Below are 15,413 nucleotides of genomic sequence, written 5' to 3' on the forward strand. Positions count from 1 at the left end.
GCGACGGGCCATGAACTGGAACCCCGCCGACACGCGATATGATTCAATGATCTACAACAGGTGCGGACATTCCGGCCTCAAGCTGCCGGCCATTTCGCTCGGCCTGTGGCAGAATTTCGGAGAAGAAACGCCGCACCGCGCCAAGCGGGATATGTTGCGGCGCGCCTTCGATCTCGGCATCACCCATTTCGACCTCGCCAACAACTATGGCCCCCCGGGCGGCGCGGCAGAAGAGGCATTCGGCCAGATGCTGCGCGACGATTTTGCGGGTCTCCGCGACGAGATCGTTATATCGACCAAAGCCGGATACCGCATGTGGTCCGGACCCTATGGCGAGTGGGGCAGCCGGAAATACCTGCTTCAAAGCCTCGACCAGAGCCTTCTGCGGCTTGGGCTCGATTATGTGGACATTTTCTATTCCCATCGCTTCGATCCCGATACGCCGCTCGAAGAGACGATGGGAGCGCTGGACCATGCCGTGCGATCCGGCAAGGCGCTTTATGCCGGCATTTCATCCTATAATTCCCGGCGCACCCGAGAGGCGGCTGCTATCCTCAAACATTTGGGCACGCCCTGCCTGATCCATCAGCCAAGCTACTCGATGATAAACCGGTGGGTGGAGGAGGACGGACTGATCGACACGCTCAAAGAACTCGGCATTGGATCGATCGTTTTCTCGCCGCTGGCGCAGGGCATTCTGACCGGAAAATATCTCGACGGGGTGCCGGAGGATAGCCGGCTGGCCAAGGGTGGCCCACTGCGCGCCGAATTCCTGACCGACACAGTGACGAGGAGCATTCGCGGCCTCGCGGCGATTGCGGAAAAACGCGGCCAGAGCCTTGCACAGATGGCGCTCGCATGGGTGCTGCGCGGTGGCCATGTGACGAGTGCACTGGTCGGCGCGAGCAGCACACGTCAGATCGAGGAATCCGTCGGCGCTCTCGCACGGCTTGATTTCGACGCTGCCGAACTCGCCGAGATCGACCGCTTCGCCAAAGACGCGGACATCAATCTCTGGGCCGCCTCGGCTGAACGCAAAGGCCCTTCGCGTCACAAATAGCTCTTCTCCGAATCTGGTAGGACCAGATCTTGACGCCAGATCAAAACCCGTACAAGCTGGCTATATTCGACGCTGCAAGGAGAACGTTCCGCCGGCAGGTCCATGCCTGTGGGGCGATGCGGCGCGGCTGAAAGCGGATGCAACCGCAATGGTTTGGGAGGAACCTTCGCAATGTCGACCACCATCAAAGGACCGGCTATTTTTCTTGCCCAGTTTGCAGGTGATGCCGCGCCGTTCAATTCGCTCAAGAGCATCGCCGAATGGGCGGCAGGCCTCGGCTACAAGGGAATACAGATTCCCACCTGGGATGGACGACTGTTCGACCTCGAGAAGGCGGCAAGCTCGAAAGCCTATTGCGACGAGGTCAAGGGAATCTGCTCGGATGCCGGGGTAGTGATTACCGAACTTTCGACGCATCTTCAGGGCCAGTTGGTGGCCGTGCATCCCGCCTATGACAGCCAGTTCGACGGGTTTGCTCCAGCCAAAGTTCACAACAATCCGAACGCGCGTCAGGAATGGGCGGTCGGCCAGATGCTGGCGGGGGCCAAGGCGTCACGGAATCTCGGCCTCAATGCCTCTGTGACATTCAGCGGCGCTCTTGCTTTCCCCTACCTCTATCCGTGGCCACAACGTCCGGCGGGGTTGATCGAAGAGGCCTTTGCGGAACTCGGCAAGCGTTGGACGCCGATCCTGAATGCCTACGACAAGGCTGGAGTCGATGTGTGCTATGAAATCCATCCGGGCGAGGATGTTTTCGACGGCGCGACCTTCGAGATGTTTCTGGATTCCGTGAAGGGTCACCAACGCTGCAACATCAATTACGATCCCTCCCATTTCCTCCTTCAGCAACTCGACTATCTGGAGTTCATCGACATCTATCACGAACGCATCAAGGCGTTTCATGTGAAGGATGCGGAGTTCAACCCGACGGGCAGGCAGGGGGTCTATTCCGGCTATCAGGGTTGGGTGCAGCGCGCGGGACGTTTCCGCTCGCTCGGTGACGGCCAAGTGGATTTCGGCGGCATTTTCTCCAAACTGACCGAGCACAACTATGATTCATGGGCTGTGCTGGAATGGGAATGCTGCCTCAAGCACCCGGAAGATGGCGCGGCGGAAGGTGCGCCCTTCATCCAGCGCCACATCATCCGGGTCACTGAAAAGGCGTTCGACGATTTCGCCGGCGGCAAAACGGACAGGAAGCTGCTACGCGCCATGATGGGAATATAGGGAGGATCGAATGGTTAGCGGTAAATCGATCGAGTCCGGCAGCGGACCCATCCGATACGGCATGGTGGGCGGGGGACAGGGCGCCTTCATTGGGGCCGTGCACCGCATTGCGGCACGCATAGACGGTGAATTCGACCTTGTCGCGGGCGCATTTTCATCCGAGCCCGCACGGGCGAAAGCATCGGGCAAGGAACTCGGCATAGCCGACGACCGCAACTACGGCACGTTTGCGGAAATGGCCAAGGCCGAGTCAAAGCGACCGGACGGCATCGAGGCGGTATCGATCGTCACGCCGAACCACATGCATTATCCGGCGGCCAAGGCGTTTCTCGAAGCTGGAATCCATGTGATCTGCGACAAGCCGCTGACATCCAACCTCGCCGACGCCAAGAAACTCGCCGCCGTCGCCGCGAAATCAGGATGCGTTTTCGTCTTGACCCACAACTATACCGGCTATCCCATGGTCCGGCAGGCACGCGAAATGGTCGCCACGGGCCAGTTGGGCGCAATCCGACTTGTGCAGGCCGAATATCCACAGGACTGGCTTACCGAGGCGGCGGAAAAGTCAGGTTCTAAACAGGCCGAATGGCGCGTGGACCCGAAGCGCTCCGGCGCGGGCGGCGCGACCGGCGACATCGGCACACATGCCTATAATCTCGCGCGCTTCGTATCCGGGCTGGAACTCGACAGCCTGTCCGCCGACCTGTCCGCATTCGGTGCCGGACGCGTGCTGGACGACAATGCAAACATCATGCTGCGCTTCAAATCGAAGAATGGCGTCGCCGCGCGCGGCATGATCTGGGCAAGCCAGGTAGCGCCGGGAAATGAGAACGGACTGAAGCTGCGTATATACGGCACGAAGGGCGGCCTGGAATGGGTGCAGGCCGATCCGAACTATCTCTGGTACACGCCCTTCGGCCAACCGAAGCAGTTGATCACGCGCGGCGGTGCGGGCTCGATTCCGGTCGCCGCGCGTGTAACCCGTGTTCCTCCGGGCCATCCGGAAGGCTATCTCGAAGGCTTTGCCAATATCTATGCCGAGGCGGCGCGCGCCATTCGCGCGGCCCGCAAACGCGGCAGCAAGCTGCCGAAGGAAGTGATCTTTCCTACCGTTGAGGATGGCGTCGAAGGCGTCGCTTTCGTCGAAGCCTGCGTAAAATCGTCGAAGAAAAACGCAGCCTGGACAAAGCTTTAGGATTGCCCTCAATGCGCCTCGTCCCAATTGTCGGCGGCGCGCGCATCGACCTGCAGCGGCACGGATAGTGACACTGCGGGCAGTGCCGCCATCTCCATCACGGACCTCACGACTGGAATCGCGGCTTCGACCTCGTCGTTCATCGCCTCGAATATCAGTTCGTCGTGGACCTGCAACAGCATGCGGGCCGAAAGCCCGGCCTGCTCCAGCGCGCCATCCATGCGGATCATGGCCCGACGGATTATGTCCGCCGCCGTTCCCTGCAAACGGGCATTGGTCGCCGCCCGCTCATTGAATGCCCGTACCGATGGATTTGGAGAGCGGATTTCAGGATAGTGCACGCGCCGCCCGAAGATCGTCTCGACATACCCCTTGTCGCGCGCAAATGCCTTCGTCTCCTCGATATAGTCACGGATCCCCGGGAAACGTTCGAAATAGCGCTTGATATAGTCGCCTGCTTCCTCGCGCGGGATGGAAAGCTGGTTGGCCAGCCCAAAAGCGGAAATCCCGTAGATGATCCCGAAATTGATCGCTTTGGCGCGACGCCGGATTTCAGAGGGCATGCCCTCGATCGGCACATTGAACATTTCCGACGCCGTTGCGGCATGAATGTCGCGGCCATCAGCAAACGCCTGACGCAATTGCGGGATTTCAGCGACATGCGCCAAAACCCGCAACTCGATCTGGCTGTAGTCAGCCGAAATCAGCTTGTGGCCGGGATCGGCGATGAAAGCCGTCCTGATCTTGCGGCCTTCGGCTGTGCGGATCGGGATGTTCTGGAGATTCGGATCGGACGACGACAAGCGCCCGGTCGTCGTGGACGCAAGCGCATAGGACGTGTGAACGCGCTTCGTCTCGGGGTTGATAAAGCCCGGCAGCGCATCCGTATAGGTCGATTTGAGCTTGGTAAGCTGCCGCCAGTCCACAATCTTGCGTGGCAGTTCGCGCCCTTCGGCGGCAAGATCCTCCAGCACCTGCGCCGAAGTCGACCATTGCCCGGTTTTCGTCTTGCTGCCTCCCGGGAGGCCCATCTTGCCAAACAATATGTCGCCAAGCTGCTTGGGCGAGCCGATGGTGAAGCGCTCGCCGGCAAGCTGGTAAATCTCGTCCTCCAGGCGGGCCGCACCCTGCGCCAGTTCGCCGGAAAGCCGGGACAGGATTTGCCGGTCGACGGAAATGCCCCGCTGCTCCATGCGCATCAATACCGGGACCAGAGGCCGTTCCAGCCGCTCATAGACTGAAACGACCTTTTTCGTCGGCAGGCGCGGCTTGAGGACATGCCACAGGCGCAGCGTTACATCGGCGTCTTCAGCGGCATAGCAGGTTGCGCGATCGATGGGCACATTGTCGAAGGTGACGAAGGACTTGCCGGTCCCCGTAACCTCCTTGAAGGCAATGGGCGCGTGCCCGAGCCATTTTTCGGAAAGCGCATCCATGCCGTGGCCGCCATTGGTTCCCCCATCCAGCGCGTAGGACATGAGCATCGTATCGTCGGCGGGCTCGACCCCCACCCCGTGTCGGCTCATCACCAGCATGTCGAATTTCAGATTGTGCGCGATCTTGAGCACCGTCGGGTCTTCGAGCAAGGGCCGCAGCAGAGCAAGCGCCTCGCGCGTGGTAATCTGGCCGGCGATCAGCCCTCCTCCGAGCAGATCGCCCGCGCCTTCCTTGTGGGTGAGCGGCACATAGGCGGCGCGGCCCGGCGCGGTGGCCAGCGAAAAGCCGACAAGCTCGGCCTGCATCGGATCGAGCGAATCTGTTTCCGTATCGAAGGCCACGACCCCGGCTTCGCGTGCTTCGGCGATCCAGTCCGCCAGAGTCTGGAGGTCGCGAATGCACACATAGGCGTTGACATCGATCTTGTCCGCAACCGCCGCCTGCGCGCGCGCATCGGCAAGCGCAAGCGGCGTCATCTCGCCGCTTCGTGGCCTTTCCGCCATTTTTGCATCGGCAGCGGGAGGCTGCGGCGCGCCCGAACCCACATCGGGACCATGGGCGAACTGGCCGGCCTCCACCACCACTTCCGCCGCGTCGATGGCCGAGGCATCCGCGCCGCTTGCTTCCGCCACGCGGCGCGTCAGTGAAGAAAACTCCATCGCCTTGAGGAACGAGATCAGCCTTGGCCCGTTCGGCGGTTGCAGGACCAACGCGTCCAAACCTTCCGACACCGGAACATCCTCTTTCAAATGCACCAATTGCCGGGAAATACGGGCCGCATCGGCATTGTCGATGATCGACTGGCGTCGTTTTTCCTGCTTGATCTCGCTGGCGCGGGCGAGAAGCGTATCGAGGTCGCCGAACTGCTCCAGAAGTTGCGCCGCGGTCTTTGGCCCGATCCCCGGAACGCCGGGCACATTGTCGATGGAATCGCCGGTGAGCGCTTGCAGGTCGATCATCTTTTCCGGCGGAACACCCCATTTTTCGATGACTTCTGGAATGCCAATCTGCCGGTCTTTCATCGGATCGTACATACTAACCGTTGTCCCGACGAGCTGCATCAGATCCTTGTCGGAAGAGATGATGGTCGTGTCCCCGCCGGCCTCCCGCGACAATCGCGCATAGGTGGCGATCAGATCGTCGGCCTCAAAGCCTTCCATTTCAATGCAGGGAAGGTCAAAGGCCCGGGTCGCCTCTCGGATCAAGCCGAACTGTGGAACGAGGTCTTCCGGCGGAGCGGACCGATTTGCCTTGTATTCGGAGTAAAGCTCGTTGCGGAACGTCTTGGACGAATAGTCGAAGATGACGGCAAAATGGGTCGGAACCACCCCGACATCGGTGTTGCGCGCATCGCGGAGAAGTTTCCAGAGCATGTTGCAGAAGCCGGAGACCGCGCCGACCGGCAGCCCGTCCGATTTGCGTGTCAGCGGCGGAAGCGCGTGATAGGCGCGAAAAATGTAACCCGAGCCGTCAACAAGGAAGAGGTGATCGCCTTTTTTCATGGGTCGAATGGGTAGCGCTCCCGACCCCGCCTGTCCATGGCTTGGGAAAGGTTACTGACACCGCGCGTACCGCGCGAAATGCCCCGGAATTCCTCACGCATTGGTTACAAACTTGTAATCTGGCTGCCCTTGAATCGCCATGTTCGACTCGCCATTTACGGACCATCGGCTTCGGCCGAATCCGGAGTAAGGCCCGTCCCCCGCCTATGCCGGATGTTTGCGGCAGCCTCATCCCCCTCTCCAGGCTGCCGCATCATTTAAAAGCGCCGCCGTGGTATCCCCTCCACCACGGCGGCATTTTTTTGCCGTTTTTTCTGTGGCTCAACAGGCCGGCTTTGCCTTTCCGAAGCTTCTGGATAGTTTAGCGACCAGATTCGAAAGGCCATTTCCAATGAACAGCAAGCTTGCCCCGGTGCTTGACGAAATCGATCGCTCGCTCGACGCCTCTGTCGAACGACTCTTCGACCTGTTGCGCATCAGGACCATATCGACCGATCCGCAATATGCCGGCGAATGCCGCAAGGGCGCAGAATGGCTGGTGAAGGAGTTGAAAGATATAGGTTTCGACGCCAGCGTGCGCGATACGCCGGGCCATCCCATGGTGGTCGGTCACCATGCGGGGGCAACGCCGGACGCGCCGCACGTGCTGTTCTACGGCCATTACGACGTCCAGCCCGTCGACCCTATCGAACTGTGGCATGACGACCCCTTCGCCCCTGCCATCGGCAAGAGCGACAAGGGCGCAAAGATCATAACGGGGCGTGGCTCCTCGGATGACAAGGGCCAGTTGATGACCTTTGTCGAGGCTTGCCGGGCCTACAAGAAAACCCACGGATCGTTGCCTTGCCGCGTGACGATCTTTTTCGAGGGAGAGGAAGAATCCGGCTCTCCCTCGATGAAGCCGTTTCTGGAGGCCAACAAGGCGGAATTGAAGTCCGACATTGCGCTCGTTTGCGATACGTCGATGTATGACGCGCAGACTCCTTCGATCTGTGTCAGCCTGCGCGGGCTGGTGGGCGAGGAAGTGGTGGTCAAGGCAGCAAGCCGCGACCTGCATTCCGGCTACTATGGGGGTGCTGCCGCCAATCCCATCCGTATCCTCGCGAAAGTGCTTGCCGACATTCACGATGGCAACGGACACGTCACGATCCCCGGCTTCTATGACGGCGTCGAGGAGACACCGACGCAGGTGCTGGACGCCTGGGAAAAACTCGGGAAAACACCACAGAAATTCCTCGGAGAGATCGGGCTTTCGATTCCATCCGGCGAACAGGGCCGCTCGATCCTGGAATTGACCTGGGCGCGGCCCACGGCGGAATTCAACGGTATTTCCGGGGGTTATACGGGAGCTGGTTTCAAGACCGTCATACCGGCGGAGGCAAACGCGAAAGTGTCGTTTCGCCTCGTCCACAAGCAGGACCCGGTGAAGATCAGGGAAGCCTTTCGCGCCTTCGTCCGGAAACGCATTCCCGCCGATTGCTCCGTGGAGTTCCATCCACATGGGGGGTCTCCGGCGATCCAGCTTCCTTTCGATTCACCGGAACTCACCAAGGCGCGAATGGCGCTTGCCGAGGAATGGGGGAAGCCGACCTTGCTGCTCGGCGGAGGCGGCTCGATACCTGTCGTCGGCGACTTCCAGACCCATCTCGGCATGGATTCGCTGATGGTCGGCTTTGCGCTGGATGACGACCGCATCCACTCGCCCAACGAGAAATACAATTTCGATTCTTTCCACAAGGGGCAGCGCGCCTGGGCAAGAATTCTCTCCGCGCTCGCCGAATAGGACTTTCATGAGCAAGATCCGTTTCCATACAGGTGACCTGCCCGACCTCTCCCACTATCAGGGAGACGGTGTCGCCATCGATACCGAAACCCTTGGCCTGAACCCGCACCGAGACCGGCTTTGCGTCGTGCAGCTTTCGCCGGGCGATGGCACTGCCGACATCGTGCAGATCGCGGTGGGACAGAAGCGCGCGCCCAATCTCGCCGCTCTCCTGCGTGATTCCCGCAAGACCAAGATCTTCCACTATGGCCGTTTCGATATCGCCGTGCTTTTCCACGCGTTCGGCGTGATGGCGACACCGGTATTCTGCACGAAGATCGCCTCTCGGCTCGTGCGCACCTATACTGATCGGCACGGCCTCAAGGACATCTGCAACGAGCTTCTGGGCGTGAGCCTTTCGAAAGTGCAGCAGTCTTCCGACTGGGGAGCCGCCACGCTTAGCCCCGAACAGCTTGAATATGCCGCTTCCGACGTGCTGCACCTGCATGCGCTGCGCGAAGCACTGGTTTCGAGGCTCAATCGCGACGGTCGCATGAAGGAAGCGGAAGCCTGCTTCAAGTTCCTGCCGACGCGCGCGAAGCTCGATCTCATGGGCTGGGACGAACAGGACATCTTTTCGCACAGCTGACGGAACTTTCGGTTTGCATGCAGGTTTCCACGCCCTGCACATCTATGGAGGACTCGACATGGGCAGCAGGCAGCCGATTTCGACCGCGCCGCGCGACGGCTCGAAGGTCACGGTTTTCTGGACCGACATGGACGGACAGGAAAACGAATCCATCGCCCAATACCGCTCGCTGGACCGTCTCAAGGCCGGCGGCGGCGACTGGGATGAAAGCGATACCGGCTGGTGGGCATATATCGATGGAACCACCCAGAAGCGGATCGAGCCACATCAGTGGTCGCCGCGAGCGGATAACGACGCCGATTGATCCTGGGCGGCGCGCACCCTTCCCTTGCTCAATGGACAGCGGCGTGTTTCCCACGCAGCACTGACTATGAGCGCTTCAGGCAGTGGCGCTTGATATCTCGACCGACGCCGGCTGCTGCTCTCGTCCACGCTTCTTCAGTATCGCCGCGATAGGTCAAAAAGCGATCACATACCGCCTTCCCTGTCGCGATTTCCACCAAGGCGAACTTCGTCCACCCAACCAGTGTACTCATTTTATGCATTTGGCCGATCAGCAGATAATCTGCATCGGTGTCGGCTGCGGCATCCAACAGGGCCTGCAACCCTGAATTGGCAAGAGAGCAAGGTTCGTCGCGGCAGGTAAGCGGAGAGACCTTGAACTCGCTGTCATCGGCGAGGGCAGATTCCAGCGCATCATCGAAGCGAGCCAGCAGTGTCGAATGCTTCAAATCCTGGTTGTTCGGTTCGCCGGACGTATCGTTGAAATCAAAGTTCGCGACAGCAATTCGATAGGGGGTCGTTCCATTGCCTGCTGAGCAAACCGAAGGCAGCAGAAACAAGCCTAGAAGCACCGCGGAAAGGCGATGTCTCATCGTCCAAGTCTCCAAAGGTGCCCTGAACCAAGAATATACTGCCGACCCATTTTGTCGACCCGAGCCGATCACTTAAAAGGCCTCGGGGAACTAGGCTTGCGGATGCCCCCGCCACTCCGCTCAAACATCCGTGCAGCGAGCGAAATGCCATGAACTTCGGAAGCTTTCCTGTTAAGCATGGTTGAACTTCCCGCTTAAGGAGATCGAAATGAAATTCCACATCGCCTCTATTCTGGTAGCGGTCGGCCTGCTCGCCGGCTGTGCCGCAACCGAACAAGACCGCCGAGCGGGCACGGGCATGGCTCTCGGCGCTGCTGGCGGTGCACTGGTAGGCCAGGCAGTCGGTGGCAACACCACCTCGACCTTGATCGGCGCTGCGGCTGGTGGAATTGGCGGGGCGGTATTGGGGGCCGCTTCGACGCCTTCAGGACAGAGAAATGGCGACATATGCCGGTTCCGTGATCCCTACGGCCGCATATTCGAGGCGCCATGCTGGCAGCAGCGGCACATGTAGGTCGCCGGTCCGTTGGGTGAAGGCAGATTTGCGCATGAGATTCGCGATCCAAGCATAGATAGCACTGGTGGTGGTGGGGGTTGTGAATTCTCGCCAAGGGATTGAAATCATTTCGAAAAGATTTCGCTCCCTTTAACCCCCCCTTAAATCGCCGCATTTACCCTTCACCGACGCGCCAAGGGCGTTCGGGTCAAGGGTGATATGGCGAAAAGGGGCGGAAGCCGGCGCATCGAGCCAACTTTCGACAACAGGCGTTCCGCGTCGTCCGCTAGCTTTGAAGTGAGCGAGGACGATAGGGTTGTGCCATCCCGCCGCAAAACGAAATCTGCCAGGAAATCGGCACGCAGGCCCAGCCGCCGCCGTCGCGGCAGCTTCGGCGTTGCCGGACGCCTCTTCTATTGGTGCTTTGTACTCTGCCTGTGGATGGGCATCGCAGGATTGGGCGTGGTCGCCTATTACGGCGCCCAGATGCCAAGCGCGACCACCTGGGCGGTTCCGAAACGTCCGCCTAACGTCAAGATCGTCACGGTTGACGACAAGCTACTGGCAAATCGCGGCATGACCGGAGGTGAGGCGATAGGCCTCCATGAGATGTCGCCCTATATTCCGCAAGCGGTGATCGCGATTGAAGATCGGCGCTTCTACTCGCACTACGGCATCGATCCGCTTGGTGTCGGGCGCGCGCTCGCATCCAATCTCGTCGGCGGACGCCTGTCTCAAGGCGGATCGACCCTCACCCAGCAACTTGCCAAGAATCTGTTCCTGTCGCCCGACCGCACGCTCAGGCGCAAGGTTCAGGAGGTTCTGCTTGCGCTCTGGCTCGAGCAGAACCACACCAAGGACCAGATCCTCGAAATGTATCTCAACCGGGTCTATTTCGGTTCGGGAGCGTATGGTGTCGAGGCCGCGTCGCGACGCTATTTCGGAAAATCCGCCCGGAATGTGACTTTGGCCGAGGCAGCGCTTCTGGCAGGGCTCCTCAAGGCGCCGTCCAAACTGTCACCGGCGCGTGATCCAGATGCCGCCGCGCAGCGTGCCGAAGTCGTTCTCGCCACGATGCGCGATCAGGGAATGATCGGCGCGAAGGAATTGTCCGTAGCGATGAAGGCCGCACCGACCCGTGCGGCCTCGTACTGGAGCGGCTCGGAGAACTATGTCGCCGACTACATTATGGATCAGCTTCCCGACCTGATTGGCGAGGTGCGCACCGACATCGTGGTGGAATCGACGATTGACCTGAACCTGCAAAAGCTTGCGGAAAACTCCATCCGCGAATTGATCCGGGAGGACGGCAAGAAGCTGAATGTCAGCCAGGGCGCGCTGGTCTCGATCGACAATACGGGAGCGGTTCGGGCCATGGTGGGCGGATATGACTATGCCGCAAGCCAGTTCGACCGGGCCTCCGAGGCAAAGCGCCAGCCCGGCTCGGCCTTCAAGCCTTTCGTCTATCTCGCGGCCATCGAGCATGGCGCTACGCCGGACACCGTTCGCAATGACGCACCCATCCGCATCGGCAACTGGACGCCGCAGAACTACAAGGGCAAGTATTATGGCCCGGTAACCTTGACGACCGCTCTTGCCAAATCGTTGAACTCCGTCGCGGCGCAGTTGGCGGCGGAAGTGGGCCCGGCGACAGTTGTGTCCACCGCACAGCGGCTCGGCATCGAATCGACCTTGCAGGCCAACGGATCGATCGCGCTTGGAACCTCCGAGGTCACGCCGCTTGAACTGACCGCCGCCTATGTACCATTCGCCAATGGCGGCTATCGTCCCAGACTTCATTTCATAAGGAGCATCAGCACTGCGGGCGGCAAGCAACTCTACCGGGCCTCTGCGGCCAATGCTCCGCGCGTTCTCAAGCCGGAAGTGGTCGGCATGATGAATGCGATGATGCAGGAAACGATCCGCGACGGCACGGCGGGCAAGGCCGATTTCGGCTGGCCCGCCGCAGGCAAGACCGGCACAAGCCAGAAGTCGAAGGACGCATGGTTCATCGGCTACACCGCCAACCTCACGACGGGCGTCTGGTTCGGCAATGATGATGGTAGCCCCACCAAGAACATCACGGGCGGCTCCCTGCCGACCATTGCCTGGAATCATTTCATGGCGGCGGCGCATGAGGGCGTGCCGGTGCGCAAGCTGCCGGGCGGATGGAACCGCACGCCGTTGCCGCCCATGGATGTCGGCGAGCCGATGGCGCAAGCGGAAGGCGGTGGAGTGATGCGTTCGCAGCGCGCCAGCGATGTATCCACGGGGTCGATCCGACGCCCTTCGGCGGATGTCGGCGCACCGCGTGCCAAAAGCCAGAAGTCGTTGCTGGATATCATCCTCGGCAATTGAGCCCCGGCAAACCGGGTTCCCCTTGCCTTTTGGCGCTTCCCTGCTAAAGCCCGGCACCATGACGACGCCGATCTCTCATATCCGCAACTTTTCCATCGTCGCCCATATCGACCACGGGAAGTCCACACTCGCCGACCGCCTCATCCAGATGACCGGTGGGCTGGACGCGCGCGAAATGGCCGGCAAGGAACAGGTGCTCGACAATATGGACATCGAGCGCGAGCGCGGCATTACGATCAAGGCCCAGACCGTCCGGCTCAACTACAAGGCGAAGAACGGCGAGGACTATATCCTCAACCTCATCGACACGCCCGGCCATGTCGACTTTGCGTATGAGGTTTCGCGCTCGCTCGCGGCCTGCGAAGGCTCGCTGCTGGTGGTCGACGCCAGCCAGGGCGTGGAGGCGCAGACGCTGGCGAATGTCTATCAGGCAATCGACAACAACCACGAAATCGTCGTTGTGCTCAACAAGATCGACCTGCCCGCCGCCGAGCCGGAACGCGTCAAGGACCAGATCGAGGAGGTGATCGGCCTTGACGCCGGCGACGCCGTGATGATTTCCGCCAAAACGGGGATCGGCATCGAGGAAGTCCTCGAAGCCATCGTCAATCGCCTTCCGCCCCCGCGGGAGGGCGACGCGTCGAAGCCGCTCAAGGCAATGCTGGTGGATAGCTGGTACGACGCCTATCTCGGCGTCATCGTTCTGGTGCGCGTCATCGACGGCGTGCTGAAGAAGGGCCAGACGATCCGCATGATGGGCACGGGAGCGAAATACCCGGTGGAACGCACCGGCTATTTTACGCCGAAAATGGTGCAGGCCGATGAAATCGGACCCGGCGAATTCGGCTTTATCACCGCCTCCATCAAGGAAGTTGCCGACACCCGAGTCGGCGATACGATCACCGAGGACCGCCGACCGACCGCAGAGGCGCTGCCGGGCTTCAAGCCTGCGCAGCCGGTGGTGTTCTGCGGCCTGTTTCCGGTCGATGCCGCCGATTTCGAGGATCTTCGCGCCGCAGTCGGCAAGCTGCGCCTCAACGATGCTTCGTTCAGCTACGAGATGGAAACGTCGGCGGCACTCGGTTTCGGCTTTCGTTGTGGCTTCCTCGGACTTCTGCATCTCGAAATCATTCAGGAACGACTTGAACGCGAATTCGACCTCGACCTGATCGCAACCGCGCCGAGCGTGGTGTATCGCATGAACCTGACCGACGGGACGAAGAAGGAACTGCACAACCCCGCCGACATGCCGGACGTGGTGAAGATCGCTTCCATCGAGGAGCCATGGATTCGCGCAACGATCCTGACGCCCGACGAATATCTCGGCAGCATTCTGAAGCTGTGCCAGGACAGGCGCGGCATTCAGGCGGATTTGTCTTATGTCGGCAAGCGCGCCATGCTGGTCTACGACCTTCCGCTCAACGAAGTCGTGTTCGACTTCTATGACCGCTTGAAATCCATATCCAAAGGCTATGCCTCCTTCGACTACCACCTGACAGACTATCGCGAAGGCGATCTCGTCAAGATGTCGATTCTGGTCAATGACGAACCGGTGGACGCGCTTTCCATGCTGGTGCACCGGACGGCGGCGGAAAAGCGGGGCCGCGTCATGTGCGAAAAACTCAAGGAGCTGATCCCGCAGCACATGTTCAAGATTCCGATTCAGGCTGCTATCGGCGGACGCATCATCGCACGCGAAACCATCTCGGCCCTGCGCAAGGACGTGACCGCCAAATGCTATGGCGGCGACGTGACCCGCAAGCGAAAGCTTCTCGAAAAGCAGAAGGAAGGCAAGAAGAGGATGCGCCAGTTCGGCAAGGTGGACATCCCGCAGGAAGCCTTCATTCAGGCGCTCAAAATGGGCGACAACTAGAGCTTTCGAGCGACCGTCAAAATCCCTTCGATGGGGGCATCGCGATCCATGCGGATCACATGATTTTCCATCGATAGAGGCGCGTAGCCGTTCTTGTCCAATACCCGCTCGATATAAGCCTGACAGTGCGCGAATCTTCGGGAAGGCAGCAGCACGAAGTCTTCCGTTCCCACGTGCCGTTCGACGGAAAAGGCGAATAGCGCATCCGGTTCCTGCATCGCTGCGACGGCGGCGAACACACCGTCCAGCGCCCCGAGATACATGAACACGTCGGCGGCGGTGACGACATCGGCCGGCACCGAAAACGGCGGCGGATTTTGCAGGTCCGCCTTTTCGAGCAGGTCATAGACCCCTTTGGCGCGCGCCTTGCGCAGCATCTCTCCCGAAATGTCGAAACCTTCCAGACGGTCCGCACGGTCACGCAGGCGCTCGCCCATCAAGCCCGTACCGCATCCAAGATCACGCGCGAGTTTGAACTGTTGCGGGTGCACCATGGCGATGGCCCACATCATCAGGTCCGGCACACGATAGCCAAGCTTTTCGACGAGCGACGTGTCGAAGCGATCTGCATATTGGTCGAACAGCGTCTCGACAAATGCACTTGGCGGTTTCTCAAGTCGAGGCAAGACGCCGGCGAGCGCGAGCTGCAATTCAGCGCCCGGGCGATCGTCAGGATCGATGCGCAAGACCATCTGCCAAGCTTCGACCGCTTGGTCCATGTTGCCTGCCGCTTCGTGGAATTCGCCGAGCCGAAACCATCCGAGCGCCCACCCGGGCGCGCGTTCCAGCGCATCCATCATCAGCGCCGCGGCAGCCGCGAAATCACCGTCAGCGAACAGCATTTCGGCATAGTCGGCGCGACGGTCGGCCAGAATATCGTGCGAAGAGGTGTCGATCGTCGGCATGATCGTTCTATGCGCTTGTCAGCAGGCTTCGCGCAATGGGCTTCTATCGCCGCCGGGAACGCCTATCTTCTGGG

12 protein-coding genes are annotated in these 15,413 nt (G+C 60.3%); 9 read left to right on the plus strand and 3 right to left on the minus strand.

The window, feature by feature from the left end; all coding sequences use genetic code 11:
* Positions 1–10: 10 nt before the first annotated feature.
* From mgrA to M9924_05925, 3 genes are all read left to right on the plus strand, one after another.
* On the plus strand, positions 11–1,060 hold the full coding sequence (gene mgrA, locus M9924_05915; protein ID MCO5063937.1) for an L-glyceraldehyde 3-phosphate reductase: 1,050 nt from the start codon (positions 11–13) through the stop codon (positions 1,058–1,060).
* Between the two features lie 171 nt (positions 1,061–1,231).
* On the plus strand, positions 1,232–2,287 hold the full coding sequence (locus M9924_05920; GenBank protein ID MCO5063938.1) for a sugar phosphate isomerase/epimerase: 1,056 nt from the start codon (positions 1,232–1,234) through the stop codon (positions 2,285–2,287).
* Between the two features lie 10 nt (positions 2,288–2,297).
* On the plus strand, positions 2,298–3,482 hold the full coding sequence (locus tag M9924_05925) for a Gfo/Idh/MocA family oxidoreductase (protein ID MCO5063939.1): 1,185 nt from the start codon (positions 2,298–2,300) through the stop codon (positions 3,480–3,482).
* An 8-nt stretch (positions 3,483–3,490) separates the two neighbouring features.
* On the opposite strand, the gene polA is transcribed toward M9924_05925, so the two are convergent.
* Entirely contained in the window at positions 3,491–6,421 is a 2,931-nt protein-coding gene (polA, locus tag M9924_05930; GenBank protein ID MCO5063940.1) for a DNA polymerase I, read from the minus strand.
* A 391-nt stretch (positions 6,422–6,812) separates the two neighbouring features.
* Between polA and M9924_05935 the strand changes: the two genes are divergently transcribed.
* From M9924_05935 to M9924_05945, 3 genes are read left to right on the plus strand one after another with little or no spacing between them, the layout of a single operon-like run.
* Positions 6,813–8,204, plus strand: a complete 1,392-nt coding sequence (locus M9924_05935; GenBank protein ID MCO5063941.1) for a M20/M25/M40 family metallo-hydrolase — start codon at positions 6,813–6,815, stop codon at positions 8,202–8,204.
* Positions 8,205–8,211: 7 nt separating this feature from the next.
* Entirely contained in the window at positions 8,212–8,832 is a 621-nt protein-coding gene (locus M9924_05940; protein ID MCO5063942.1) for a ribonuclease D, read from the plus strand.
* 58 nt (positions 8,833–8,890) lie between these two features.
* Positions 8,891–9,136, plus strand: a complete 246-nt coding sequence (locus M9924_05945; GenBank protein ID MCO5063943.1) for a hypothetical protein — start codon at positions 8,891–8,893, stop codon at positions 9,134–9,136.
* Positions 9,137–9,200: 64 nt separating this feature from the next.
* Here the strand turns inward: M9924_05945 and M9924_05950 are convergent, their stop codons facing one another.
* The gene (locus M9924_05950) at positions 9,201–9,707 is read right to left on the minus strand and encodes a DUF3280 domain-containing protein (GenBank protein ID MCO5063944.1); all 507 of its coding nucleotides are present in this window, start codon (positions 9,705–9,707) and stop codon (positions 9,201–9,203) included.
* A gap of 208 nt (positions 9,708–9,915) precedes the next feature.
* On the opposite strand from M9924_05950, the gene M9924_05955 reads away from it, so the two are divergent.
* The 3 genes from M9924_05955 to lepA all read left to right on the plus strand — a co-directional run bounded on the left by M9924_05955 (position 9,916) and on the right by lepA (position 14,434).
* The gene (locus M9924_05955) at positions 9,916–10,221 is read left to right on the plus strand and encodes a hypothetical protein (protein ID MCO5063945.1); all 306 of its coding nucleotides are present in this window, start codon (positions 9,916–9,918) and stop codon (positions 10,219–10,221) included.
* A 201-nt stretch (positions 10,222–10,422) separates the two neighbouring features.
* A complete protein-coding gene (locus M9924_05960) occupies positions 10,423–12,561 on the plus strand; it encodes a penicillin-binding protein (protein ID MCO5063946.1) in 2,139 nt (712 codons plus the stop codon).
* Between the two features lie 58 nt (positions 12,562–12,619).
* Positions 12,620–14,434 carry a translation elongation factor 4 gene (gene lepA / locus M9924_05965; GenBank protein ID MCO5063947.1) on the plus strand — a complete coding sequence of 605 codons (1,815 nt, stop codon included), beginning with the start codon at positions 12,620–12,622 and terminating at the stop codon, positions 14,432–14,434.
* Here the strand turns inward: lepA and M9924_05970 are convergent.
* The gene (locus M9924_05970) at positions 14,431–15,339 is read right to left on the minus strand and encodes a methyltransferase domain-containing protein (GenBank protein MCO5063948.1); all 909 of its coding nucleotides are present in this window, start codon (positions 15,337–15,339) and stop codon (positions 14,431–14,433) included. The two genes, lepA and M9924_05970, sit on opposite strands and share 4 nt — an antisense overlap.
* Positions 15,340–15,413: the final 74 nt, after the last annotated feature.

This window comes from Rhizobiaceae bacterium (genome assembly GCA_023953835.1).
Classification (GTDB): Bacteria; Pseudomonadota; Alphaproteobacteria; order Rhizobiales; family Rhizobiaceae; genus Mesorhizobium_G.